27 protein-coding genes are annotated in these 25097 nt (G+C 64.2%); 17 read left to right on the top strand and 10 right to left on the bottom strand.

Annotated elements, in window-relative coordinates; genetic code table 11:
• The first annotated feature begins 40 nt into the window (after positions 1-40).
• From ASG67_RS04725 to ASG67_RS04710, 4 genes are all read left to right on the top strand, one after another.
• Positions 41-625 (top strand): anthranilate synthase component II, encoded by a 585-nt coding sequence (locus ASG67_RS04725; protein ID WP_056525837.1) that lies wholly within the window; start codon positions 41-43, stop codon positions 623-625.
• Positions 622-1617: an anthranilate phosphoribosyltransferase gene (gene trpD, locus ASG67_RS04720; RefSeq protein WP_056525834.1), complete on the top strand. Its 996-nt coding sequence runs from the start codon at positions 622-624 to the stop codon at positions 1615-1617. The genes ASG67_RS04725 and trpD overlap by 4 nt, the downstream gene beginning before the upstream one ends.
• Entirely contained in the window at positions 1614-2396 is a 783-nt protein-coding gene (gene trpC / locus ASG67_RS04715) for an indole-3-glycerol phosphate synthase TrpC (protein WP_056525832.1), read from the top strand. The genes trpD and trpC overlap by 4 nt, the downstream gene beginning before the upstream one ends.
• Before the next feature lie 90 nt (positions 2397-2486).
• Entirely contained in the window at positions 2487-2975 is a 489-nt protein-coding gene (locus tag ASG67_RS04710) for a GAF domain-containing protein (RefSeq protein WP_082543284.1), read from the top strand.
• 7 nt (positions 2976-2982) lie between these two features.
• Here ASG67_RS04710 and ppk2 read toward each other — a convergent pair whose 3' ends face one another.
• The gene (ppk2, locus tag ASG67_RS04705) at positions 2983-3735 is read right to left on the bottom strand and encodes a polyphosphate kinase 2 (protein ID WP_056525826.1); all 753 of its coding nucleotides are present in this window, start codon (positions 3733-3735) and stop codon (positions 2983-2985) included.
• A gap of 88 nt (positions 3736-3823) precedes the next feature.
• On the opposite strand from ppk2, the gene moaC reads away from it, so the two are divergent.
• The 7 genes from moaC (at position 3824) to ASG67_RS19160 (ending at position 8915) form a co-directional block, all read left to right on the top strand.
• A complete protein-coding gene (gene moaC / locus ASG67_RS04700; protein WP_056525823.1) occupies positions 3824-4303 on the top strand; it encodes a cyclic pyranopterin monophosphate synthase MoaC in 480 nt (159 codons plus the stop codon).
• Complete coding sequence (locus ASG67_RS04695; RefSeq protein WP_056525820.1) at positions 4293-5501, top strand: molybdopterin molybdotransferase MoeA; 1209 nt, start codon at positions 4293-4295, stop codon at positions 5499-5501. Before moaC ends, ASG67_RS04695 begins: the two co-directional genes overlap by 11 nt.
• A gap of 51 nt (positions 5502-5552) precedes the next feature.
• Positions 5553-6218 carry a transcriptional repressor LexA gene (gene lexA, locus ASG67_RS04690; RefSeq protein WP_056525817.1) on the top strand — a complete coding sequence of 222 codons (666 nt, stop codon included), beginning with the start codon at positions 5553-5555 and terminating at the stop codon, positions 6216-6218.
• A 119-nt stretch (positions 6219-6337) separates the two neighbouring features.
• Complete coding sequence (locus tag ASG67_RS04685) at positions 6338-7297, top strand: IS1595 family transposase (RefSeq protein ID WP_056525815.1); 960 nt, start codon at positions 6338-6340, stop codon at positions 7295-7297.
• Between the two features lie 118 nt (positions 7298-7415).
• Positions 7416-8255 carry a hypothetical protein gene (locus tag ASG67_RS04680; protein ID WP_156460629.1) on the top strand — a complete coding sequence of 280 codons (840 nt, stop codon included), beginning with the start codon at positions 7416-7418 and terminating at the stop codon, positions 8253-8255.
• Complete coding sequence (locus ASG67_RS04675) at positions 8248-8778, top strand: type II toxin-antitoxin system VapC family toxin (RefSeq protein WP_056525809.1); 531 nt, start codon at positions 8248-8250, stop codon at positions 8776-8778. Before ASG67_RS04680 ends, ASG67_RS04675 begins: the two co-directional genes overlap by 8 nt.
• Positions 8775-8915, top strand: a complete 141-nt coding sequence (locus tag ASG67_RS19160) for a hypothetical protein (RefSeq protein ID WP_200940711.1) — start codon at positions 8775-8777, stop codon at positions 8913-8915. Before ASG67_RS04675 ends, ASG67_RS19160 begins: the two co-directional genes overlap by 4 nt.
• A 566-nt stretch (positions 8916-9481) precedes the next feature.
• On the opposite strand, the gene ASG67_RS04670 is transcribed toward ASG67_RS19160, so the two are convergent.
• The gene (locus tag ASG67_RS04670; RefSeq protein ID WP_414887423.1) at positions 9482-10789 is read right to left on the bottom strand and encodes a ComEC/Rec2 family competence protein; all 1308 of its coding nucleotides are present in this window, start codon (positions 10787-10789) and stop codon (positions 9482-9484) included.
• A 20-nt stretch (positions 10790-10809) separates the two neighbouring features.
• Between ASG67_RS04670 and ASG67_RS04665 the strand changes: the two genes are divergently transcribed.
• The gene (locus ASG67_RS04665; protein WP_056525802.1) at positions 10810-11208 is read left to right on the top strand and encodes a VOC family protein; all 399 of its coding nucleotides are present in this window, start codon (positions 10810-10812) and stop codon (positions 11206-11208) included.
• A 127-nt stretch (positions 11209-11335) separates the two neighbouring features.
• On the opposite strand, the gene ASG67_RS04660 is transcribed toward ASG67_RS04665, so the two are convergent.
• Entirely contained in the window at positions 11336-12322 is a 987-nt protein-coding gene (locus ASG67_RS04660) for a ComEC/Rec2 family competence protein (RefSeq protein ID WP_235535041.1), read from the bottom strand.
• Positions 12323-12350: 28 nt separating this feature from the next.
• Between ASG67_RS04660 and gltX the strand changes: the two genes are divergently transcribed.
• Genes gltX through ASG67_RS04645 form a run of 3 tightly spaced genes read left to right on the top strand, consistent with a single transcriptional unit; the run spans position 12351 to position 15306 of the window.
• Positions 12351-13778 carry a glutamate--tRNA ligase gene (gltX, locus tag ASG67_RS04655; protein WP_056526556.1) on the top strand — a complete coding sequence of 476 codons (1428 nt, stop codon included), beginning with the start codon at positions 12351-12353 and terminating at the stop codon, positions 13776-13778.
• Positions 13779-13810: 32 nt separating this feature from the next.
• Positions 13811-15094 (top strand): citrate synthase, encoded by a 1284-nt coding sequence (locus ASG67_RS04650; RefSeq protein ID WP_056525796.1) that lies wholly within the window; start codon positions 13811-13813, stop codon positions 15092-15094.
• A gap of 5 nt (positions 15095-15099) precedes the next feature.
• Positions 15100-15306, top strand: coding sequence for a hypothetical protein (locus tag ASG67_RS04645; RefSeq protein ID WP_056525794.1), 207 nt, complete (start codon positions 15100-15102; stop codon positions 15304-15306).
• Here ASG67_RS04645 and ASG67_RS04640 read toward each other — a convergent pair.
• Genes ASG67_RS04640 through ASG67_RS04625 form a run of 4 tightly spaced genes read right to left on the bottom strand, consistent with a single transcriptional unit; the run spans position 15274 to position 19292 of the window.
• Positions 15274-16635, bottom strand: coding sequence for a sensor histidine kinase (locus ASG67_RS04640; RefSeq protein ID WP_235535040.1), 1362 nt, complete (start codon positions 16633-16635; stop codon positions 15274-15276). The genes ASG67_RS04645 and ASG67_RS04640 overlap by 33 nt on opposite strands.
• Positions 16632-17717, bottom strand: a complete 1086-nt coding sequence (locus tag ASG67_RS04635; protein ID WP_056525791.1) for a DUF2336 domain-containing protein — start codon at positions 17715-17717, stop codon at positions 16632-16634. Before ASG67_RS04635 ends, ASG67_RS04640 begins: the two co-directional genes overlap by 4 nt.
• A 37-nt stretch (positions 17718-17754) precedes the next feature.
• On the bottom strand, positions 17755-18939 hold the full coding sequence (locus ASG67_RS04630; RefSeq protein ID WP_056525790.1) for a hypothetical protein: 1185 nt from the start codon (positions 18937-18939) through the stop codon (positions 17755-17757).
• A gap of 56 nt (positions 18940-18995) precedes the next feature.
• On the bottom strand, positions 18996-19292 hold the full coding sequence (locus tag ASG67_RS04625; protein WP_056525788.1) for a hypothetical protein: 297 nt from the start codon (positions 19290-19292) through the stop codon (positions 18996-18998).
• Positions 19293-19396: 104 nt separating this feature from the next.
• Between ASG67_RS04625 and ASG67_RS04620 the strand changes: the two genes are divergently transcribed.
• Together ASG67_RS04620 and ASG67_RS04615 are read left to right on the top strand one after the other, a co-directional pair.
• A complete protein-coding gene (locus ASG67_RS04620; protein WP_056525783.1) occupies positions 19397-21763 on the top strand; it encodes a hypothetical protein in 2367 nt (788 codons plus the stop codon).
• Between the two features lie 42 nt (positions 21764-21805).
• A complete protein-coding gene (locus ASG67_RS04615) occupies positions 21806-22327 on the top strand; it encodes a hypothetical protein (protein WP_056525781.1) in 522 nt (173 codons plus the stop codon).
• 12 nt (positions 22328-22339) lie between these two features.
• Here the strand turns inward: ASG67_RS04615 and ASG67_RS04610 are convergent, their stop codons facing one another.
• Genes ASG67_RS04610 through ASG67_RS04600 form a run of 3 tightly spaced genes read right to left on the bottom strand, consistent with a single transcriptional unit; the run spans position 22340 to position 25097 of the window.
• Entirely contained in the window at positions 22340-22621 is a 282-nt protein-coding gene (locus tag ASG67_RS04610) for a DUF1467 family protein (RefSeq protein WP_056525778.1), read from the bottom strand.
• Positions 22622-22626: 5 nt separating this feature from the next.
• Positions 22627-24264, bottom strand: coding sequence for a ribonuclease J (locus tag ASG67_RS04605; RefSeq protein ID WP_056525775.1), 1638 nt, complete (start codon positions 24262-24264; stop codon positions 22627-22629).
• 53 nt (positions 24265-24317) lie between these two features.
• Entirely contained in the window at positions 24318-25097 is a 780-nt protein-coding gene (locus ASG67_RS04600; RefSeq protein WP_056525772.1) for a type III pantothenate kinase, read from the bottom strand.

Raw genomic sequence — 25097 nt, 5'->3', positions numbered from 1 at the left:
TCCGGGTTGCGGGAATGTTTCAGGCGGCTATGGGCAGGCGATGATCCTGGTCGTCGACAATTACGACAGCTTTACGTGGAACCTCGTCCACTATCTCCAGCAACTGGGGGCGGTGGTGGAGGTGGTGCGCAACGACGCCATTTCCGCCGGACAGGCGCTGTCGTCGGGGGCTGAGGCGTTCCTGATTTCCCCCGGCCCCTGCACCCCGACCGAAGCCGGCGTCAGCCTCGATCTGGTCGAGGCGTGCGCGGCGGCGGGCCGGCCCCTGCTCGGCGTGTGTCTGGGCCATCAGGCGATCGGCCAGCATTTCGGCGGCAAGGTGGAACGCGGCGGCCTGATGCACGGCAAGACCTCGCCCGTCCTGCACGACGGCACCGGCCTGTTCGCCGACCTGCCCTCGCCCTTCACCGCGACCCGCTATCACTCGCTGATCGTCAACGACATTCCGGACACGCTGCTGGTCAATGCCCGCGCGGAGGACGGCACCGTCATGGGTTTCCGCCACGCCACGCTGCCGATCCACGGCGTCCAGTTCCATCCCGAAAGCATCGCCACCGAACACGGCCATGCGATGCTCGCCAATTTCATTCGCGCCGCCGGCATGACGGTGAAGGAACTGGCGTGACCACGATCGCCCTCCTCCCCGACACCGCATCGCCGCTGTCGCGCGAAACCGCCGCCGCCGCCTTTGCCGACATCCTCGACGGCCGTGCCAGCGAAGACGCGATTGCCGCCTTCCTGATCGGCCTGACCGAGCGCGGCGAAACCTCGATCGAGATCGCCGAGGCCGCGCGTGCACTGCGCCACCGCCTGATCCCGATCGATGCCCCCGCCGGCGCGATCGACGTCTGCGGCACCGGCGGCGACGGCCATCATACCCTCAACGTCTCGACCGCGGTCAGCCTCGTCGTCGCGGCGTGCGGCGTCCCCGTCGCCAAGCACGGTAACCGCGCCGCCTCGTCCAAGGCGGGCGCCGCCGACACGCTAGAGGCGCTCGGCCTCGACATGGCCCGCGCCGGCGCGATGGCCGAGGCGAGCCTCGCCGATCTCGGCATCTGTTTCCTGTTCGCGGCCAACCATCATCCCGCGATGGCGCGGATCACGCCGATCCGCCGCCGCATCGGCCGTCGCACGATCTTCAACCTGATGGGCCCGCTCGCCAATCCCGCTCGCGTCAGCCGCCAGTTGATCGGCATCGCCCGCCCCGATTACGCCCCCGTCTATGCCGAGGCGCTGGAACAGCTCGGCACCGAGGCAGCCTTGGTCGTGTCGGGCGAGGAAGGGCTGGACGAGCTGTCCGGCGCCGGCCCCAGCCTCGTCACCACGGTTGGCAGCGCCACGCTGCCGACCCGCGTCGTGCCGGAGGATGCCGGCCTGACCCGCCACCCGATCGATGCGATCCGGGGTGGCGATCCGGCGCACAACGCCGTGGCGCTACGCCGGCTGCTGACCGGAGAGGCGGGGGCCTATCGCGAGGCCGTTCTCCTCAACGCCGCCGCCGCACTGATGCTGGCGTCGCGCGCCGACGCCCTGCCCGATGCCGCCGCGCTGGCGGCCGAGGCCATCGACAGCGGCGCCGCCAATGCACTGCTCGACCGCTGGATCGCCTATTCATGACCATACTCGACACGATCGTCGCGCATAAGCGCACCGAGGTCGCCGCCCGCCAGGCCGCCACCACCGACGCCGCGCTTGCCGCCCGCATCGCCGCTGCCAGCCCCCCGCGCGGCTTCCGGGCCGCGCTCGACGCGAAACCGGGCCACGCCCTGATCGCCGAGATCAAGAAGGCCAGCCCATCCAAGGGCCTGATCCGCGCCGATTTCGATCCCCCCGCCCATGCCCGCGCCTATCAAGCGGGTGGCGCCGCCTGCCTGTCCGTCCTGACCGACGAACGGTTCTTTCAGGGCGCCGACGATTATCTGGTGCAGGCGCGCGCCGCCGTGTCGATCCCGGTGATCCGCAAGGACTTCATGGTCGACCCATGGCAAGCCGCCGAATCGCGTGCGCTGGGCGCCGATGCGATCCTGCTGATCGTCGCCGCGCTCGACGATGCGACGCTCGCCGAGATCGAGGCCGCCGCCATCGACCACGGCATGGACGTTCTGGTCGAGGTGCATGACGAGGCCGAACTCGACCGCGCGCTGAAGCTGCGGTCGCGGCTGATCGGTTGCAATAATCGCGACCTGCGCGACTTCTCGGTCGACGTCGCGCGCTCCTATCGACTGAAGACGCTCGCCCCGGCCGACTGCACGTTCGTTGCCGAAAGCGGCCTGACGACGCGCGCCGACCTAGATGCGATGGCCGCTCACGGCGTGCATTGCTTTCTGATCGGCGAGGCCCTGATGCGCCAAACGGATACCGAAGCCGCCACCCGACAACTGGTCGGCTTAACCTAGGTATAAACTGTCCCGAAACGGGACTGTTATGCCGCGCTGATTGCCCTTTTGTGACCATGACGCTGGCATTGCCGCTGGTTAGACCATGGCATGGGTATTTCCCTTTTTACACCTGCCCCGATCCCGTCCGACGATCATCGCCGTCTCGTGGCCGTGGCGGCGTCCGGCCTCATCGACTCACACCGCGATCCGCGGTTGATGGCGCTGGCGAAGCGCACACGGGTGACGCTTCACGCGCAATGGGCCGGCGTCACGGTGATCTCCGCAGAATCGCAGCATGTGATCGCGGCGTCGGGCGGGATGCTCGGCATATATCGGCGATCGACGTCGATCAGCAGTTACGTCGTCAACGCACCCGATGCCCCGTTCGTGGTGCTCGACGCGTCGAAGGACGAACGGTTGGCGGGTAGCCCCTTTGTTTATGACGGCCTGATCCGGTTCTATGCCGGCGTGGCATTCCGGGATCGGGACGGTCACGCGCTGGGCGCGCTCTGCATCACCGATGCGGAACCACGCGACAGCTTCTCGGACGAAGAGATCGCGTTGCTGACGGCCTTCGCCGGCGAGGTGGTTGCCTGATCCGATCCTATTTCGACAGGCGACCATCGACCGTCGCCTGCTGATCGAACGGGAACAGGATCGCCGGATCGGGATCGCCGACGTGCTTGGCCACCGAAGGCGGCGCGATCTCACGAACGATGTGTCGCATCACCGCCAGCCGGGCGGGCTTCTTGTGATCGGCCCGCACGCAATGCCATGGCGCGATCGGCGAATGCGTCCGCGCCAGCATCAGGTCGCGGGCTTCGGAATAATCCTTCCACCGGTCCTGCGCCACGGCATCCATGTCGGATATTTTCAGCGCCTTCAGCGGATCGTCATGCCGCGCCGCCAGCCGCTTTTTCTGTTCGCCCCGATCGATGTCGAGCCAGATCTTGACGATCCTGATCCCGCTTTCGACCAACATCCGCTCCAGGTCCGGCGCATCGCGCAGGAATTCCGCCTGCTCCGCTTTAGTGGAAAAGCCCATGACCACCTCCACCCCGGCGCGGTTATACCAGGACCGGTTGAAGATCACGAGCTCACCCGCCCCCGGCAGATGCGCGACGTAACGCTGGAAATACCATTGCCCGCGTTCGTAGTCGGACGGCTTGGGCAGCGACACGACGCGCGTCGATCGCGGCGTCAGATGTTCGGTGATGCGCTTGATCGTGCCGTCCTTGCCCGCCGCATCGCGCCCCTCCAGCACGATCAGCGCCCGCTCGCCCGATGCGATCATCGCCTGCTGTGTCTTCAGGAGGGCCAGTTGAAGCGTGGCGAGCTGCTCGTCATAATCTTTCATGCTCGCTGAACGCCGCACCTCAACGCATGGTTCATCCGGGCCACGGCGTGCGTTACAGCAACCCATCGCCTCTCCCGATCAGGATATCATGACCCGCCTCACCCATCTCGACGATACCGGCGCCGCGCACATGGTGGAAGTCGGCGCGAAGCCCGCGACCGCGCGTCAGGCGATCGCCACCGGCCGCATCACCATGGCCGCCGCCGCCCTCGCGCTGGTTCGCGATGCGACCGCGAACAAGGGTGACGTGCTTGCCGTCGCGCGGATCGCCGGCATCATGGCGGCCAAGCGCACCGCCGACCTAATCCCGCTTTGCCATCCGCTGCCGCTATCGCGCGTTGCGATCGACCTGACGCTGCTGGGTGACGGGGTCGCCGTCACCGCCACCTGCGCCACCACCGGCCAGACGGGCGTCGAGATGGAGGCGCTCACCGCCGCCACGGTCGCGCTGCTGACGATCTATGACATGGTGAAGGCGGTCGACAAGGCGATGGTGATCGACGGCGTCCGCCTGCTCGCCAAGAGCGGTGGCAAATCCGGCGATTGGACCGCCCCCGATGACCAATGATCCCGCTGCGTTGGGCGTCCCTCTGCTGCCCGTCGCCGAGGCGCAGGCGCGCCTGTTCGCGATGGCGCCGCCCGTCGCGCCGGAACGCGTGCCGCTGCGCGCCGCCGCCGGTCGCTGGGCCGCCGAGGATATTCTTGCCCGCCGTACCCAGCCGGCGGCCGACCTGTCGGCGATGGACGGCTACGCGATCCGGCACGCCGACCTGCCCGGCCCCTGGTGCGTCATCGGCGAAAGCGCGGCGGGCAGTCCGTTCTCCGGCACCGTCGCCGCTGGTGAAGCCACGCGTATCTTCACCGGCGCGGCCCTGCCCGCTGGTACCGACACCGTCCTGATCCAGGAAGAGGCGGGGCGCGAGGGCGAACGCCTGATCCTGACCGGCGAAGGCCCCGGCCATCTCGGCCGCAACGTCCGTCGCCGGGGTCTCGATTTCAGCGAGAGCCAGCCGCTCGTCCGCGCCGGCGAGCGGCTGACGCCCGCCCGCATCGCCGTGGCGGCGACCGGCGGGCACGGCGACCTGCCCGTCCGCCGCCGGCTGCGCGTCGCCATCGCCGCCACGGGTGACGAACTGGTGCCACCGGGCAGCGACCCGACTGGCCTGTCGCTACCGGAATCAAACGGCGCGATGCTGGCGGCGATGCTGGCGAACCTGCCCGTCGACCTGATCGATCTCGGCATCCTGCCCGACCGGCTCGACATCCTGCGCGATGCCTTTGCGGGGGTGGAGGCGGACCTGCTCGTCACCACCGGCGGTGCCTCGGTCGGCGACCATGATCTGGTCCGTCCGGCGATCGAGGCGGCGGGCGGCGTCATCGATTTCTGGCGCATTGCGCTCCGCCCCGGCAAGCCGATGATGGCCGGCCAGTTGGGGGATGCCATCGTGCTCGGCCTGCCCGGCAATCCCGTGTCCGCCTTCGTCACCGCGACGCTGTTCGTCCTGCCGGTGATTGCGCATCTGGGCGGCGCGGGCGACCCGTTGCCGCTCGTCACCAGTGCGCTACTCGGCGAACCGCTGCCCGCCAATCAGGGCCGCACCGACTATCTGCGCGCCGAGTTGCGTGACGGCCGCGCCTTCGCCTCGACCATTCAGGACAGCTCGATGTTGCTGACGCTGGCGCGTTCGACGTGCCTCATCATCCGACCCGCGCACGCTCCGGCCGCAACAGTCGGCGAATCGGCGGAAATCCTCGTGATCGCTTGACGCAAGCGCTAATGTTCCGTATCGGTTCCTTATCTGTTCCCGGAGGCCGAGATGCTCACGCGCAAGCAGCACGAACTGGTGTGCTTCATCAACGACCGCCTCAATGAGACGGGCGTCTCCCCCTCGTTCGAGGAAATGAAGGACGCGCTCGACCTGAAATCGAAATCCGGCGTCCATCGCCTGATCTCGGCATTGGAGGAACGCGCCTTCATCCGTCGTCTGCCCAACCGTGCCCGCGCGCTGGAAATCCTGCGCATGCCGGAACGGACGGAAAAGAAGCCGGCGGGTCGTGCCGCAAAATCCACCGTTGCCCCCGTGCCGTCGCCCGCCAACGACGTGATCGAAATTCCGCTGCACGGGCGCATCGCCGCCGGTATGCCGATCGAGGCGTTTGAGGGGTCGAGCATGCTCGCCGTTCCCGCCGCGCTGCTCGGGCCGGGCGACCACTATGCGCTGGAAGTTGCCGGAGATTCGATGGTCGAGGCTGGCATCCTCGACGGCGACTATGCGCTCGTCCGCCGTACCGAGGTCGCCCATGATGGCGAGATCGTCGTCGCGCTGATCGAGGATTCGGAAGCGACGCTGAAGTATTTCCGTCGCGAGGGCGCGATGGTCCGCCTCGACCCCGCCAACCGCGCCTATGATCCGCAGCGTTATGCCCCGCAACAGGTGCGTATCCAGGGCAAGCTATCGGGCATCCTCCGCCGCTACGACTGAGGATAGTAGGTTGAGCAAGAACGTGAGTTTTACGGCGTTTTTGGTGTAACTTTAGGCGATTATGTACTTTACAAACCCAACTTGATTTAGTAGGACAGACGGCAAGGAGCAATGCCGTCATGTCCGTTCTGTCCAGCCCTCACTTTCACGACGAAGCCAAGGCTTTCGAGTATCTGGAGAGCATCGTCTGGGCGGCTGGCGTGACGTGCCCGCATTGCGGCGTCGTCTCGGGTCGCGTGTACGATCTGTCGGGCGTTCGCGGTAAGCCTTCGGTCAAGTCCCCCGAGGGTGCGCTCCGCCACGGCCTCAAGAAGTGTGGCGAGTGCCGCAAGCAGTTCACCGTCAAGGTTGGCACTGTGTTCGAGCATGCCCGCATGCCGCTTCACCTGATGCTCCAGGGCGTACACCTGATGGTGTCGAGCAAGAAGGGCATCAGCGCCCACCAGCTTAGCCGCGTCCTAGAGGTGCAGTACAAGAGCGCTTGGTTCCTCGCCCACCGCATCCGTGAAGCCATGCGCTCGGGTGATCTGGCCCCGTTCGGTGGCAACGGTGGCATCGTGGAAGCCGACGAGACGTTCATCGGCCGCATCAAGGGCGCGCCGGTGAAGCGTTCCTACCACCACAAGATGAAGGTGTTCGCGCTGGTCGATCGTGACAGCGGCCAAGCCCGCACGATGGTTATCGATGCCGTCAACGCCAACGAGATCATGCCCATCATCCGCGCCAACGTCGCCAAGGAAGCGCGCATCATGACGGACGAGCATCGCGCCTACGCCAGCATCAAATATCACTTCGCAGGCGGTCACGGCATCACCGTTCACAGCGCTGGCCAGTACGTCGATCTGGCTGACCCGACGATCCACAGCAACACCGTCGAAGGCTATTTCAGCATCTTCAAGCGCGGCATGAAGGGTGTGTACCAGCATTGCGGCGAGCAGCATCTGCACCGCTATTTGGCCGAGTTCGAGTTCCGCTATAACCACCGAATTGCGAACGGTTTCAACGATCGCCAGCGCGGGCAAGAAGCTCTGGCGGGTATCGTTGGCAAGCGCATCACATATAGGTCAGTTGACGTCTGACGCGCCTCCGGCGCCCCGAGGTGGCAAGCGCTACCGCAGCCGTTGGCATACGAAAACCCGTAAGCGAGAGACTGCTTTACGGGCGCCTAAGCCACGCCTAGAATCTCAAGTGGAGGCGATGAAACTGACCGAGAATGGGGAAAGCTCTGGATTTACGATCTACCTTGATGGCCACGAAGGCCATCGAGGAAACGTGCTCGTCCATAGCTATCTCAGCAAAGTTCAACGCTTAGTGCTGGTATTAAACAAGCTTGAACGCGCCTACATAAACTCGGGAACGAGGCAGACAGACTTTGAAATAGTCGGGGCCGACAAACGCAATCCCACGACACTGAGCTTAAAGCCTGTAGCGAAAGCAAAGGCCTATGATCCGGCTCCCGCTTTGAAATGGAGCATTCAGCAGATTGATGCTGTTAGCCACGGGAATGATCCCGACCCGCGCGTTGACAGCGAAATAGCTCTAGATTTGGTGAAGTTGTCTACAAAGGACAGTGAGTACGGTTACAAAGCCTTCTGGATCAATGGTCACGCTGAAGCAGTGAAGTTTGACGACGTTTTTTGTGAGAATGCGCGGCGCATTGCCCGTCAGCGAATAGAAAGCGAAGCCCCTAACCGGTGGCGGATAGGCGTGTCTCAGGGATCGGTTGTCGGCGAACTTAAGAAGGTAGATGGCCTGGAAGGCGACAATCTATTTGTCGTCGTGCCTCCGATTGGACCTGACCGGGTAGTCTGCACCTTTCCAGAAAATATGCGAAACGAGATGGGGCAATATCTCTTCAAGGTCGTACGAGTAGTAGGAAACCTTCACTATAGCGCGGAAAGCCCGTTTCCCTTTAAAGTGGAAGCGCTTGGCATTGAGCCAGTCTTGCCACGCCGAAAGCCTATGAAGTCCATGATTGGCTTGTTCGCTGGGCAGGAGCAGGTCCCCATGCAGTGGGGTGATCTCCTGCATGGCTAAGAAAGTATTATACTGGGACTCGTGTATATTTTACGAGTGGCTTTGCAGCGAGGACGTCGCTTCCGAGAAGCGATTAGCAATCGAAGAAATCCTATCTGATAACGAAAGTGGTGATAGCATAATCGTTACGTCAGTAATTACACATTTGGAAGTATTGCCTCGTAAGCTCGCTGGAAAAGGCGCGTCGGATGAAGCGGATTATTTATCTCTATTCGATGGGTTGCATTTTCACGACATCCAGATTGATGCCAATATTTTAATGCGGGCACGAGAAATCAGAGACTACTATTTTTCTCCGATGGCGGAAAACAACAAGATGATGGACTTGGGTGATTGCATTCACCTTGCGGCAGCTACCATCAACGGCGTGGACGAGTTCCACACCCGTGATGCCAGCCGGCGCGGGTCTAAAGTGCCTTTGTTGAACCTGTACGAAATGACCAGTGTGCCGAAGCTCTGCGGTAAGTATGACCTTACAATCCTTTCGCCAGAGGCGGCTCAGCCGAGATTGGAGGGACTTTGACCGACGAACCTACCCAGCTCGATAAGTTCAAGGAAGCCGCCCGCCAGCTGGAGACGGACGACGACCCGGAGCGGTTCAAGGAGAGGCTTGGGAAGCTGGTGAAGCATAAGTCTACCGACACGTCAGAAGACGAATGACCGCTCTCGCCAATTTGCGGATATTCGCAGCAAATAAATACACGCCCCAACCGCGCTAGGAGCAGAACAATGAAAATGTTCAACTCTTACCGCCCGCTCCCGGTTCGAATTACAGAATACCTCGGGATATGTTCAGTCGTATTCTGGTATATTTCTATCATATGGTGGGACATGCGGATGAGAGGCGGTAGGGACTCAATATCGCACACTGCAACGTTCTGGCTGGGGGTATTCCTTATTGTAATGATACTTTGCGCCACACGCTTTAGAAGCGACGTTGCGTTAGGGGTGATCATGCCGTTTCTTTTAACGCTAATTTTTGTAGCTTTGACATATACATTTGGCCCTGAACCACAGTTCTTCCACTTTACTGAAGAAAAGCGTATGATGGCATTGTATTATATTAAGCTTAGTACTTGGGCGTTGAATTGCTCAGCGCTCTGCGGTGCCGTCGCCGCAGTTTTAATGTGGACGCCAAGCGCACGGGCATGGCGAAAAAGTTAGGTGATGCTCAAACTACCCGCACAAAAATGGTCTGGGTTTGCAAAGTGCATAATCGCCTAACTTTAGCCTAACTTTCCGCGCTCTTTCCTGATCGGCATCACGCGGGGCGGCATGCGCCAGGGATGCCGATCCCCCGGCCGTTTCACCGTCGCCACCTGCCCCCGCGCAAAGCTCACCGCCACGCCACCGGTCGTCGCCAGCGTCGGCCGATCCAGCCGTAACCACCGCGGCCGGCACCCTCTTGGCAATCGCCGCTCGCTGACCACCACGTCCGCCACCCGGCACGCCGCGATCAGCTCGCCGACCGGCACCAGATACGCACTTCGCGTCATCAACACCCGCCACTGCCCCGCAACCGTCGCCACGCACAGATCGGCGCTGCACCGCATCCCCAGCGCCTCGGACATCAGCCCCGGCTCCTCCGTCGATCCGCCCGTCTCCGCCAGCATGCCACGCATATAATCGCCCGTCCGATCGCGGAGCAGCAGCACCCCCGCCGGCGTCCTGATCGCCGCATGTCGGCCGTCGCCCGTCACCAACAGGTCGGGCGCCGGCGTCATGATCGCCCACGCCGCCCCCGCGACCAGCGGCACCAGTCCCCATCGCCGCCAGCCGGTCCGCCACAGCGCCAGCCAAAGCCCACCGCCGACCATCAGCGCGAACGCGCTATCGGGCATCGCCGGCCACGCCGACACCGCCCCCGGACTGGCCGCCACCAGCCGCGCCAGCCACAGCAACAGCCCGATCGCCTGCGCCACCAGCCACCAGAACGGCCCGCCAAGTCCCACCGCATCGAGTACGAGCGCCAGCGCTTCCAGCGGCATCACCACGAACGTCGTCCACGGGATCGCGACGATATTGGCCAGCGCCCCGTACAGCCCCGCTTTGTGAAAATGATAGGCGGCGATCGGCATCAACGCCGCCTCCACCACCACGCCCGTCAGCAGCAACAGCGCCGTACCGCGAAGCAGCCGCCGCCCCACCCCCTCGTCCCGCACAAGACCGAACGTCCGCAGCCGGGGATGATCGTGCAGCGCCACGATCGCGGTGATCGCCGCGAACGACAGCTGGAAACTCGGCCCCGCCAGGGACTCAGGCCAGAACAGCATCACGATCAGCGCCCCCGCCGCGACCAGCCGCAGCGTCATCGCCTCGCGTCCCATCGCTAGCCCGACCAGCACCAGCAACGCCGCGACGCACGACCGGATCGTCGGCACCTCCGCCCCCGTCAGGGCGTTGTAGCCGTAGCCTACTGCCGCGCGATTTTCTCGAACGTCCGCTGACGCCCACTTGCGGACATTCCACGGGCCGGGGTGACTGCGGGTTACGCGCCAGTTAGGTGAGACTGCTAATAGCGATCGAAAGTCGATCAGCCTTCAGGAGAGTGTCTGTGCTTTTTCACACCATGGTCGGATCGAATGACATCGAACGGTCAAAGCGCTTCTACGACACGGTGCTCGCCACCCTGAGTGCAGGCGAAGGAACGCGGAACATCGCCGACAGCGGCCATACCCGTCTGATCTACAACAATGGTAACGGAACCAACTTCATCGTCAGCCAGCCGATCAACGACGAACCGGCAAGCGTCGCTAACGGCAGCACCGTTGCCTTTTCCTGCGACTCGCCCGAACAGGTGAAGCAGCTTCACGATACCGCCGTTGCCGCTGGCGGGACCTCGATAGAAGCTCCGCCGGGACCGCGCGAAACTGCCTCCATGGGCACCATCGAGCTGGCCTATTTTCGTGACCCCGACGGCAACAAATTGTGCGGAATTCATTTTCCTGCCTGATTCGTTCGATACGGGTCCGCTTCTGTCGATAGCGGACCCCGATCATGCGATCCCGCGAAGACCCGCTTTCCTCCAATCCCGGACATTCAGTGGCCGCGCAAATCTGCCAAAAATAAGGGTTTGACTCCTATAACGCACGGGTCAGCAGGGTATACCCCACCGCCGCCAGCGCCCCCGCACCCGCCGCCACCAGCGGCAAACGGACGCGCAGCGCCAGTCCGGGGATCAACGCGAGCAACCGCAGCATGACGATCATCGTCGCCCCGACGACCGCGGTGATGTGCAGCCCACTCACCGACAACAGGTGCGCCAACCCCGCCGCCCGCATCGCCTCCGCATCATTCTCCGAGATCGATCCGGTATCCCCCGTCACCAGCGCCGCCGCGACGCCGCCGGCGCTACCCGCCACCCGGCTCGTCACGTGACCGGTCAGTGCCCGCCGCAGTCCGGCCTCGCCCCGGCCGGCAGCGATCACCTTCACCGGCGCGAACCCGCGACCCGTCGCCCCGATACCGGTGAACCACGCTACCCGCGCATAGTCGTACGCACCCGGCACGGCTGCCTCCGGTGGCGGCATCAATCGGGCCCGCAACCGGATCGTCGCCCCCGCACTCAGCTCTGCCGGTGCATCGGCCTCCGTGAGATTCACCCTGACACGGGGCCGCAGCGAGGCGACATCCGGCGCCAGCGTCAGCCGCACCAGCCCCCGCGCGACCAAAGGCTCGACCCGCTCAACTCGCGCCGTCATCGCGACCACCGCCGGTCGTCCAAGCACCGGCGCCGCGACCCGCTCCGCGCGCCACCAAATCAGGGCCATACCCAATGCCATCGCCAGCGCCCCGACCGCCAGCGACCGCACCAGCCGCCCGCCCCGACCCAAAGCGAACAGCGTCAGCCCGCCTGCCACCAACGCCAGCATCGCCGCAGCCCACAGCGCCGGGCGCGGCAGTGCGAACCACAGCACGACGCCGCCGCCCAGCGCCACCGGCAACCATAGGCCGAGCTGGTCGCGCTCGATCTCCAGCCGTCGTTCGAGCGCAGCCGCGATCGACCCCACCGGCATTTGTCGCCGCGGGAGGTGCATGCTAGGGGCGTCGGCGGCTGAACTGGCCATTCATCATCCAGTCTGGGAGCATGCGCGCTTGGGCGCAATAACCGAACGGGGCGCCGCGACGGCGTCCGCCATTTCTTCGCCGGTCGTCACGCGCTTCGCGCCATCGCCAACCGGCTTCCTGCATCTCGGCGGCGCGCGCACCGCGCTGTTCAACTGGCTGTTCGCCCGCCATCATGGCGGCAAGTTCCTGCTCAGGATCGAGGATACCGATCGCGCCCGCTCCACCCAGCCCGCGATCGACGCGATTCTGGCTGGCATGCGCTGGCTCGGCCTCGACTGGGACGATGAGGCCGTCTTTCAGTTCGCCCGCGCCGATCGCCATGCCGAGGTCGCACATCAGATGGTCGCCAGCGGCCACGCCTATCGCTGCTACATGACGCAGGATGAGATCGCGGCCCAGCGCGAGGCGGCGCAGGCGGCCAAGCAACCGCTGCGCATCGGTTCGCCCTGGCGCGACCGAAGCGATGGCCCGGAGGGCGCCTCGTTTGTCGTCCGCCTGCGCGCGCCACAGGATGGCGCGACGACGATCGACGATCAGGTACAAGGATCGGTCACCGTCCAGAACGCGGAACTGGACGACCTCGTCCTGCTGCGTTCCGACGGCACGCCGACCTATATGCTGGCCGTGGTGGTCGATGATCACGACATGGGCGTGACCCATGTCATCCGCGGCGACGACCATCTGAACAACGCGTTCCGCCAGCTGCCGATCTATCGTGCCAATGGCTGGCCAGAGCCAGTTTATGCCCATATCCCCTTGATCCACGGATCAGACGGCGCCAAGTTGTCGAAGCGTCACGGCGCGGTCGGGATTGAGGCGTATCGCGACGAGCTCGGCATCCTGCCCGAGGCGCTCGACAATTATCTTCTCCGGCTCGGTTGGGGGCACGGCGATGCCGAGATCATCGCCCGTGACGAGGCGGTGCAATGGTTCGATCTCGGGGCGGTCGGCAAAAGCCCGTCGCGGTTCGACCTGAAAAAGCTCGAACACCTGAACGGCCATTACATTCGCGAAGCGGACGATGCGCGGCTGGCTGCCCTCGTCGCCGACAAGCTGGGTGGCCATGTCGATATCGCGCTGCTCATCGCGGCGATGCCGGTGCTGAAGCCGCGGGCTGCGAACCTCAACGAACTGGCCGATGGCACCGCGTTCCTGTTCGTCCAGCGACCGCTGCCGATCGATGAGGCGGCGGCGCCGTTGCTGGCCGGCGAAGCACCCGCGATCCTCGCTTCGCTCCATGCGGCGCTTGACGCGGTCGACGGCTGGGATACGGAAGCGCTCGAAGCCGCGGTACGCGGCGTGGCCGAAGAGCGGGGCGTGAAGCTCGGCCAGGCCGCGCAGCCGCTGCGTGCCGCATTGACCGGGCGCAAGACGTCGCCCGGCATCTTCGACGTACTCGCCCTTCTAGGGCGCAGCGAAAGCCTGGGCCGGATCGCCGACCGCATGGCTGCCTGACACGTGAACGCTCAATACAAAGGATGCGTGGAATGACCGACGCCGCAAAGCTCTCTCTGGCCGGCAAGGAACTCGAATATCCGGTCATGTCGGGCACGATCGGCCCGGATGTGATCGATATCCGCAAGCTCTATGCCCAGACCGATGCCTTCACCTACGACCCCGGTTTCACCTCGACGGCATCGTGCCAGTCGAAGCTGACCTATATCGATGGCGATCAGGGCGTCCTGCTCCATCGCGGCTATCCGATCGGCGAACTTGCCGAGCAGTCCAGTTTCATGGAGGTCGCCTATCTGCTGCTGAACGGCGAATTGCCCGATGCGGATCAGTTGGGGACATTCGACCGGACGATCACACGCCACACGATGGTGCATGAGCAATTGGCGACGTTCTTCCGCGGGTTCCGTCGTGATGCGCATCCAATGGCTATCCTGTGCGGTGTCGTTGGCGCCCTGTCGGCCTTCTATCACGACTCGACGGACATCCATGATCCGGCGCAGCGCGTTATCGCGTCGCATCGCTTGATCGCAAAGATGCCGACGATCGCCGCGATGGCGTACAAGTACAGCGTTGGCCAGCCGTTCCTGTATCCGGACAACTCGCTGTCCTACACCGGCAATTTCCTGCGCATGACGTTCGGCGTCCCGGCCGAGCCGTATGAGGTAAACCCCGTGATCGAGCGGGCGATGGATCGCATCTTCATCCTGCATGCCGATCACGAGCAGAACGCGTCGACCTCGACCGTGCGTCTTGCCGGTTCGTCGGGCGCCAATCCATTCGCCTGCATCGCGGCGGGCATCGCCTGCCTGTGGGGTCCGGCGCATGGCGGCGCCAATGAAGCCGCACTCAACATGCTGCGCGAGATCGGTACGCCCGATCGCATTCCGGAGTATATCGCCCGCGCCAAGGACAAGAACGATCCGTTCCGCCTGATGGGCTTCGGCCACCGCGTGTACAAGAACTACGATCCCCGTGCGACGGTGATGCAGAAGACGGTGCGCGAGGTGTTCGCCGAACTGAAGGTCACCGATCCGCTGTTCGACGTGGCATTGCAACTGGAAGAGATTGCGCTGAACGATCCGTACTTCGTCGAGAAGAAGCTGTTCCCGAACGTCGATTTCTATTCGGGTGTCATCCTGTCGGCGATCGGTTTCCCGACGTCGATGTTCACCGTGCTGTTCGCGCTCGCCCGTACCGTCGGCTGGGTGGCGCAGTGGAATGAGATGATCACCGATCCCGATCAGAAGATCGGCCGCCCGCGTCAGCTGTACAGCGGTCCGGAACAGCGGTCTTACGTTCCCTTGGCGGAGCGCTGAGACCGATGAGTGTGCTGCGGCCGATCATCACCATCCTCGGCGTCGCGTTCGCGGCGACGGGGATCTTATGGATCGGCCAGGGGCTCGGCTATATCCATTGGCCGCGGTCGAGCTTCATGCTCGATCAGCGGCAATGGGCGGATTATGGCGCCGGTGTCGCGATCACCGGGCTCGTGATGCTATTGATCGCGCGACGCCTGCCGCGTCGGTAGCGTCAGAGTGAAGCGAGCGCCCTCACCAACGGCGCTCGCCACGGTGAGGTCGCCACCCATCGCCCGCGCCAAACGACGGGCGATGAACAGACCTAGCCCGTTGCCACCCGCTTCGGTCGGATCGATACGTTCGAACTTGTCGAAAATCCGCTCCTGATCCACGGTCGCGATGCCTTTGCCCCGATCGGTCACCGTGATCCGCGCGATCTGGCTACCCATCGACGTTTCGATCACCACCCGCTCGCCCGCTGGGCTGTAGCGCAGCGCGTTACCGACCAGATTGACCATAATCTGCAACACGCGACGAGCGTCGCCCATCGCCGGCACCACGGCTTCGGCCGGCGGCCGGTCAATCGCGACGCCGGCATGTTCGGCGCGCACCGACAACAGGTTGGCTGTGCGGCCGGCGATATCCGCCAGATCGATTGGGTCGATCGCCGTCGTGAAATCGGAACGCTCGATCGCCTGCAAATCGATCAGGTCGTCGATCAGGCTCATCAGATGCCGACCGGCGCTGCCAATGTCGGCGGCATAATCCGCATAGTCCGCGCTGATCGGTCCATCACGCTGCAATTCGATCGCATCGGCGTCAGCGACGATCCGGGTCAATGACGATCGCAGCGCCGAATCAAGTCCCGCAGTAAACGCGGACCTCAGCACATCCTCGTCATCATCGTCCGCCACCGCCGCACGTGCCGTGCCGGTTAGGCCCGCAAACGAGCCTGTCAAATCTGGCCGGATCACCGCAGAGAGTGTTACCGGACGCAAGGTAGGGCGAAGCGTCGCCGGCTGGTTGTTGAACGGCCGCCTTCGCGCCAGCGCGTCGAGGATCGCCATGGCGCCATCCGCGTCTTCGCTAAAGCCAAACAGCACCGTCAATGGCCGCCCCAGCACGGATGCAGGGTCCAGTCCCATTGCCCGGCTGGCGACGACGGACAGATATGTCAGTCGCAACGAAGCGTCGGTTTCCCAACACAGCCCACCCTCATGGACATGCGGTGCAGGGCCCGCCGCCGGACGCCAGGCCGGTACTTCAATCCAGCCGCTGGCTGCCAGGCGGACCCGGTCGCCCTCGGGCTGCGCGCGGATCCACAGTTCGACATCGGTTTCGTCATCGGCGACGGTCACCCGATGGCAGACGGGAACGCCCAGTCGCTGCGCCAGGCCCGCCGCATTGGCCAATGGTGGTACAGCGCATGGCAAGCCCAGCATACCGCCTGCGCGCAGGTTCAGGGCATCCAAAGCCGGGTCGGCTGACAGCAGAACGCCGTTCGAATCGATCACGGCGTGCGCGATCATCGCGCCGATCATCATGTCGGGTGCGTTCATCGAATGGTCCAACGATCGACCGTTCGTATCGCCGCATGATATTCGGCCGGCAATGCCAATGGCGCCAGCGCCGCCGCCGCTTGTTCAACCGGTATGCGCACGATCATTTCGATCTGTTGCGCAAAAGCCTGCACATCGCGACGGGGATCTGCGTCCGCGAGCGCCAATCCGATTCTGGCGATCGCCGTCCGGTCCAGCCCCAACGCACGTAACGCCAGCCACAGGCGATCGCCAACCGGATCGATCGTCAGCGTTCGGACCTGTTCGATCGGCAGCGACAACGTCTGCGCCAACAAAGCGATGAAGAAACCTAGTCGGCGATCACCGATCGCCTCGACCAGCAGGCTCGAAATCTCGGCGGGTCGCGGATCGATTGCGGCGGCCAGCCGCAGCGCTGTGCTGTCGCCGCGCTCGTGATCGTCATGAGCGGACAAGCACCGGACTACCGCCTCTGACAGGGCGCGATCGACGACCGGATCGGCACCGTCACCGCGCAAGGCGGCCGCCACATGCCACACCAAGCGCCGATGGAGCTCGCCCGACAGATCGTCGACCTGCATCTCGCCCCGATCCCGCGCATCCCGACGTCTGCTGTCCGCCGCAAGCAAGGCAAGCGCAGCACGCGCCACCAGCGCATCCGGCGCTGCCGCCAATCGCACCAACAGGCTCGGCTCGTCGGGGCCGGTGACCGCCACCGGCAGGGTTTCGGCGATCAGATCCTCGCGAACACGCGCGATCACATCGGCGAGCAACGCCCGTTCCCGTAGTAAGCCTGCCCGAATCAACCGCGCGGTCGCCTCTTCCGACGAGCGAAGCGCAGTGCCGCCCGGCGCAGCGCGATCGGCCAGCAATCGCGTCGCGTGACGCCGGATGGCGGCCTCGACGGTAGCGAACATACTTCGCAGGCTTTCACCCAGCGCAAGGCGGGTTCGCTCCTCCAGGCGATAGCCGTCGGAAAGGCCCGCATCGGCGACGGCGGCATCCAGTTCGGCCTGCACGCGCGATTCGGCCGCCGCGACCCGTGCCGCCAGCCCGAAGGGAGTCCAGCCCCCCGCCGCTTCGTCGTCAGATCCGGGCGCCATCACCCTGTGGTTTATCCTTTCGACGGTTAACATCACCCTAGGCATCCAGCCGCAAGGTTTCGACCACGGCCGCCAGCGTGATTGCCGCATAGAGTGTCGCCAGCAGCAGGCCCGCTAATGGCCACCCTAGCAAAGCCGCGATCGTAATCACCAAAAGATATGCTGGCGGCGATCCCCATCCGGGACGGCGTCGCGGCCGAGCGATCGCCCGCTCCGCCAATCCGCCCAAAAACAGGAGCATAACCGCCATGATCGGCGCGACCGGTCCGGCCGCGTTTCCATTACCCATGACGACGCCCAGCACCAACGCGGCCCCCGCTGGGAGTATGGAGATCGCGATCTGCTGCGTTCGTGCGGACCGTGGTTCGTCACGCAGCATCGCCAGCACCCGGCCGACGCCCATTCCCAGGCATCCGGCCAGCGTCGCGACCAGCCCGCCGGTCATCGCACCGAACAATATCGCCCCGATTCCGGCCATGGCGATCGCGCCGGCAACACCGCCAACCGCCACACCGGGTATTGCCCGCTCCATCAACAACGGCGCCGACAGTCGTGCGATCGGCGCGAGTATCCAGCCGTTGAACCAGTTGCGCCGGTCGGCCACCGTCGCCGCCAGCACCGCAAGTCCGCGTTGCGCGAGCGCGGTGCTCGCATGTTCGATGCCATGGCCGTCGCGAAACGAGCCCGCCGCCATCGGCACATGCATCGCTCGCGCCTGTTCGGCGAGACGCAACGTAGTCGATTGCAGATCATAGTCGCGCGGCAGGCAGGCGACCTCGGCAATCCGCTTCGCCTCCAGTCGCGCCACGCCCGCCCACGCCATGCCGCCGCCCAGGCGTTCATAGGCCGCAGGCGCCTCATCATCGGGCATGACCAGCAACGTGTCCTGCGGGGCGGCGGCGAAATGATCTACCACCTCTTGCATCGTAACCAGCCCATCGGCGAGCATCACGACATGCGACAGAGGATGCAGCTTCTCCGTCGCCTCCGCCGCGGTGCGCACCGCATCGACGGTGATTCCGCGTCGCCCGATCCGTCCCAGCGCGCCCAAGAGTTCTGGCGTCAGCCGCCCGACCGACACGATCAGTTGCGCCGCCCCGGCCGCGATCAGCAGCCGAGCCTGATATTCGATCAGGCACACGCCCCCAAACGGCAAGGTCGCCGTCAAATGGCCGGGGCGATCCAGCGCCTCATGATCGGCAAAAAGAAGCCCCGCGAGCATTCGCACAGGCTGTTAGGCAAGGTACGCGATGATGCAAGCCCGTTTGGGCAAGACCGTCACAACCGCACGACGGCCCGTCGCAACTTCGACAACGTCGGCAGGTCGCCCGGCCTTCCATCGATCGCGTCCGCCGCCGCCGCCATCAGCCGCACCGCGCCGAAGCTGGCGGCCAGGCTACGCAGCCGGGCGGCGGCGGATCGCCATGCGTCCACATCCTCCCCCGCCGTCTCCATGGCCGATAGCGCACCTTCCGCACTGGTGACGAACGCCAGCCTCAGTTCCAGGATCAGCGCGGGTTCGTCACCCACCGCAGCTGCCAGGGTCGCATCGATTGCTCCGGGGTCATAGGCCATGTCCGCTGCTGTATGGCGGCGATACTTAAGGGGAGGTTGAGAGGCTTGGGCTTTGCGCGCGGAGGAAAGCTGGTACAACGCGTCCGATGAACGGGGGGCCAGCTATGGGCGCGCGCATCGACGCACATGACGATCTGTGGCCACGGGCCCCGGAAAACTGGGAAGAGAACGATGTTCTCGATCTGGTCGACGCTCATCCGATCGATGACGACCGTTGGCGATGGGCGGGGCCCGCTATCGCGGCAAGTGTCGCGGTCGTCTGGGTCGGCGGGCTGTTATGGCTGGCACGAGACTCGCTCTCGTCGCTGCCGCCGGTCGATCTGGCGCAATTTCTGGCGGCACTTTGCATCGCGCCGACGCTGATCGGCATCGTCTGGTTGCTCGCCCGGCGGACCAGCCGCGCAGAAGCACGACGGTTTGGTGCTTCGGCACAGGCGATGCGATCGGAAGCCGCCGCGTTGGAACGCCGCGTCGCATCGCTGACGCGCGTTCTGGCATCGCAGCGTGAACAACTGACGGTGCAGCTCGACGCTAGTGCCGCTGCGGCCGCTCGCTTCGAAACGATCGGCAGGGCGATGGCGCAGGAAGTGCATCAAGCCGAGGCGCAGGCAACCGCCCTGGCCGATACCGCTGAACGCGCACGCGGCACAGTCGGCGAACTGATTGCCTCGATGCCGCGCGCACGCGCCGAGAGCGAGGAAGTCGGGCGTCGGCTCGATCAGGCTGGCCTGACGGCGGCGGCACAGGCCGCCGCTCTCGAGGCGCAACTGGTGGCTCTCGGCGCGCGAGCACGTGATTCGGACGAGCATGCGGCCGGAGCTGCCGACCGGCTCGCCGCTCATATAGCGCGCATGGATGCGGTCGGCGAACAGGCCGGCGCGCGATTGGAACAGGCGACCGCCACCGCCGCCGCAGCGCTCGACGCGCTGGTCGAGACAGCTACACGGCGCCTCGATCAACAGATCCAGAATCTGGATGCGACCGGGTCGATGGCCGGTGGCCGCCTCGAACTGGTCGCTAGCGACCTTGCTATTTCCGTGGATGCGATAATCGGTCGCACCGAACGGGCGACCGAAGTGGCGCGACTGGAACTCGCGCAGCAGGGTGAGACGATGCTGGCCGGGCTGAATAAGCATCAGACCGCGCTGGATGCGGCGGGGCGCGACAGTGTTGAGGCGCTGACGATCCGCCTCGACGAGGTAGATATCGCGATCGATCGCATCGCCGGCCGGCTGGGCAAGCAACGCATCGCGGGTCAGGAGATGGTCGGCGAATTGGTGGATGGGCTGGGTCATGTCGAACGCCAGCTCGATACGCTGCACATTTCCGGCACAGAGCGGACGCAGATACTCGCGGCATCGATCAGCGCGCTCGGCGGTTCCGCCGACGCAATGAGCGAGGCGCTGCGGAGCGGCGACATGATCGCCGCGCGCACGATCGGCACTACAGAATCGCTGCTCGTTGCGCTTGATGCCGCTGCGCGCGAGATCGACGAGACGTTGCCCGATGCACTCGGCCGACTGGATACACGCGTCGATGACAGCCGGCGTCTGATCGCCCATGCCAAACCGGAATTGCTGGCACTCGTGACGGCGGCGGAAAGCACGCATGACGCGATCGAAGCGGTCGCCGGCGTCATCGCCGATCAACGGCGTACGCTCGACCAACTATCAGGGACGCTGCTCGAAACCTTGGCCGCCGGTCGTGCCAAGGCGGGTGAACTGGGCGAAGCGATCGATGATACGATCGGCCGCACCCATAGACTGGCCGACGAAGCCGCACCACGTTTAGTGGAGGCACTGTTGCGCGTGCGTGAAACCGCGCAGGTCGCCGCCGATCGTGCCCGCGAGACGCTGGCCGGGATCATCCCGGAAGCGGCCGCCACGTTGGAACGCGCGACCGCCGAAGCGATGCGCCGGGCTACGACGGATACGGTCGAGCGGCAGGTCGAGGCAATCGGCGATGCAACCCAGGTAGCGGTCGATGCCGCCACCCGCGCCACCGAACGGCTGGCTGGCCATATCGACACGATCAGCGAACAGAGCGCCCTGCTCGACGCCCGGATCGAGAAAGCCCAGAGCGACCGCGAAGCCGCCGATGGCGATTCGATAGCCCGTCGCGTGGCGTTGTTGATCGACGCGCTCAATTCGGCATCGATCGATATAGTGAAGGCGTTCGCGCCGGATGTGTCCGACAGCGCGTGGGGCGCATATCTGAAGGGTGATCGTGGCGTCTTTACCCGCCGTGCCGTCCGCTTGCTCGAGGCCAGCGACGCTGCCCGCATCTCGTATTTCTACGATAGCGATGCCGATTTCCGCGATCAGGTGAACCGCTATATCCACGATTTCGAGACGATGCTTCGCGCCATTCTCGCCCAGCGCGAGGGTTCACCGCTTGGCGTCACCCTCTTGTCGTCGGACATGGGCAAGCTCTACGTCGCGCTGGCGCAGGCGATCGATCGGCTGCGATAGGAGGGAAATCCTCCGGTAAGGAGTGATCGATAGCATCGTATCATGAACGCTATCAGCCCGATCACTGCAGACACCAACACGATCTGGAATGAGGTGCAACGGGCGGCCAACCAATGGCGGGGTAATACCATTCATCGCTTCGCCCAAACCGAACAGGCGATCAGCGAAACATTGATAGCGCTGAGTAATGTCGAAGAGCGGGGGAAAGCGATCCGCCTACCGCATCTGACCGGACAGCGTTTTCAGATCCTAAGTGAAGCGTTGGCCACCGACGGGCCGTTCGCCGAAGAAGGCACCGCTGTTCGTGAGATGCTATCGGTGGCATTCCGGCTTCATGAAGACCTGCGGCCATTCCTGTGTCACGGGGTCGGCAGGATCGCGTTAGATCGGCATGATCGATGGCTGCTCGTGCTGGACATGATTGTCTTTCAAAACAGCAAGGCCGAAAGTGGCCGTCGGGTTATCGACGAACGCGAAACCCAGCCACTACTTATCGATTTAAACAAGAGCAGACAAAAACTCGCCTCGGCACTGCAGAAGCTACGAAGCAAGCTCCAGCCCTGAGTGCCCGACGTCCTATCGCGTTTCCATATCCATCCTGCCAAACAGATCGACATCACGCGGCGTTACCCAGCCATAGTGATAGTTCAGCTGGAACAGCACGAACAATAGCGTCGCCACGATCGTCACCCGCCACGCGATACGCCCCGCACGAAATTCGTGAGGGGCGCTTTCGGCGGTGCCGGGAACATGCTCGCCCCCGGCCTCGTGCGTCGTCCGGACCCCGAACGGCAACACGAGAAAGACCGAGAACGACCAGAACAGGACGTAGATAGCCAGCGCCGAAGTCCAGCGCATGAGCGTCAGGCCTCGATCAACAGGACATCGACGACCGGCTTCTTGCCAGTCCAGCGCGTCGCCACCTTGCGCACAGCAAGACGGACATCCTCACGCGTGCGATCGATGCCGCGCTTGCCGCCCCGTACCGCCTGCGCCGCGGCATCGACCGCGTCGTCGACGAATGCCTGACGCTCATCTTCGACCGGTACGCCTTGTAGACGAACCTGCGGCCGCCCGATCGCGCGGCCATCACGACCGATCGCGAGTGCGACCGAGATCTGACCGTTCAATGCCAATTTACGACGCTCGTTGATGGTCGAGCCATCGGCCGGGAGGATGACGTCACCGTCGAGCACCAGTCGACCGATCGGCGCGTTGCCCAGCTTCTTGGGTCCACCCGGCAGCAACCGGACGATATCGCCGTTGCTCTGGACGATCGTCTTCGGCACGCCCTTCGACAGCCCGTAACGTGCATGCTCCATCATATGGCGCACCTCGCCGTGGACGGGAACCAGCACTTCGGGTCGCAGCCATTCGTACATCTTGGCGAGTTCCGGACGGCCAGGATGGCCCGACACGTGAACATGCGCCTGACGCTCGGTAACCATCTCGACGCCACGCGCGGCGAGCAGGTTCTGGATACGACCGATCGCTACCTCGTTGCCGGGGATTTGCTTCGACGAAAAGATCACCGCATCGCCCGCGTCGAGCGAGATCGGGTGCGACCCCTCCGCCACGCGCGACAGTGCGGCGCGCGCTTCGCCCTGACCACCGGTTGCTACGATCAGCACCTTGTTGCGCGGCAGCCGCATCGCCGCTTCGGGATCGATCGTCTCAGGAAAATCCTGGAGATAGCCGGTGGCCTTCGCCACCTTCAGAATGCGATCGAGCGAGCGGCCGGCGACACATAATCGCCTCCCGGTTTCACGTGCAACCTGGCCGAGGGTATGCAGCCGCGCCGCATTTGACGCGAACGACGTAACGAGCACTCGGCCCTTGGCCCGACCGACCGTCTCGGCCAATCCAACGCGCACACTAGCTTCGGAACCCGACGCGTCCTTGTTGAAGATGTTGGTCGAATCGCAGACGAGGACGTCAATGCCCTTGTCGCCGATCGCCGTCAGTTCTTCGGGGCTAGCCGGGTTGCCAAGAACCGGCGTCGCGTCGAGCTTCCAGTCGCCCGAATGAAAGACCTTACCCTCGGGGGTATCGATCACCAGCGCCGATGCCTCGGGGATAGAATGCGACATGGGGACGAAGGTGACGCCGAACGGCTTGATGTCGATCCGCTCGCCATATTTCACCAGCTTCAGCTTTACACGGTCGGCGATGCCTTCCTCGTCCAGCTTGCCGCGAATCAGGCCCGCGGTGAACGGCGTCGCATACAGCGGCACGCCAAGATCCTCGGCGAGATATGGCAGCGCGCCGATATGATCCTCGTGACCGTGCGTCAGGACGATGCCGACGAGATCGTCGATGCGGTCTTCAATGAATTGCAGATCGGGCAGGATCACGTCGATGCCGGGATAGGCGGGGTCGGCAAAGGTTATGCCGCAATCCACCATCAACCATTTGCCACGGCAACCGTACAGGTTGACATTCATACCAATCTCGCCCGAGCCGCCAAGGGCGCAGAAAAGAAGTTCGTTCTTAGGAGTCATTCAAAACTTTCAGATAAGGGAAGCACCTGATGGTCGCCCGGCGCGAGCGTGGTTTAGCGTATATGGGCCTTTTCCCACATCATCGCCAGCCCCTGGATCGTGAGATCCGGCTCGATCGCGTCGAACACCTTGGTATGACGCTCGAATAAAGTGGCGAGTCCGCCGGTGGCGATGACCTTCACTGGCCGCCCGACCTCCGACTTCATGCGCGCCACCAGTCCCTCGATCATTGCGATATAACCCCAATAGATGCCGATATGCATCTGATCGACGGTATTACGGCCGATCACGCTGACCGAGGCAGGTGCCTCGATCGCAATGCGGGGTAGCTTGGCGGCGGCGGTGACAAGGGCATCCAAGGATAAGTTGATGCCCGGCGCAATGATCCCGCCTTTGTACGCACCGGTGTAGTCGCTGACGTCGAACGTGGCGGCGGTTCCGAAATCGATCACGATCAGATCGCCCGGATGCAGCGCATGCGCCGCGATCGTATTGACCGCACGATCCGCGCCGAGCGATGCCGGTTCGTCCACATCGATCGCGATGCCCCATTCGACCGGCGTCCGCCCGGCAATCAAGGCCTCGGTCCCGAAGTATTTCTGGCTCAACACCTGCAGATTGTGGAGTGCGCGTGGCACCACCGTGGCAACGATCACCGCATCAACGTCACTGCGGGCAAAGCCTTCCAGCGCCAGCAACTGGCTCAGCCAGACGGCATATTCATCTGCCGTGCGGCGTGGATCGGTCGCAATCCGCCAGCGTGCCTTGATCTCCCGCCCTGCCACTAAGGCGAAGACGATGTTGGTATTACCGGCATCGATCGCGAGCAGCAT

The organism is Sphingomonas sp. Leaf339, from assembly GCF_001426195.1.
In the GTDB taxonomy this organism is placed as follows: Bacteria; Pseudomonadota; Alphaproteobacteria; order Sphingomonadales; family Sphingomonadaceae; genus Sphingomonas.
This window is presented reverse-complemented; position numbering and strand designations above follow the sequence as displayed.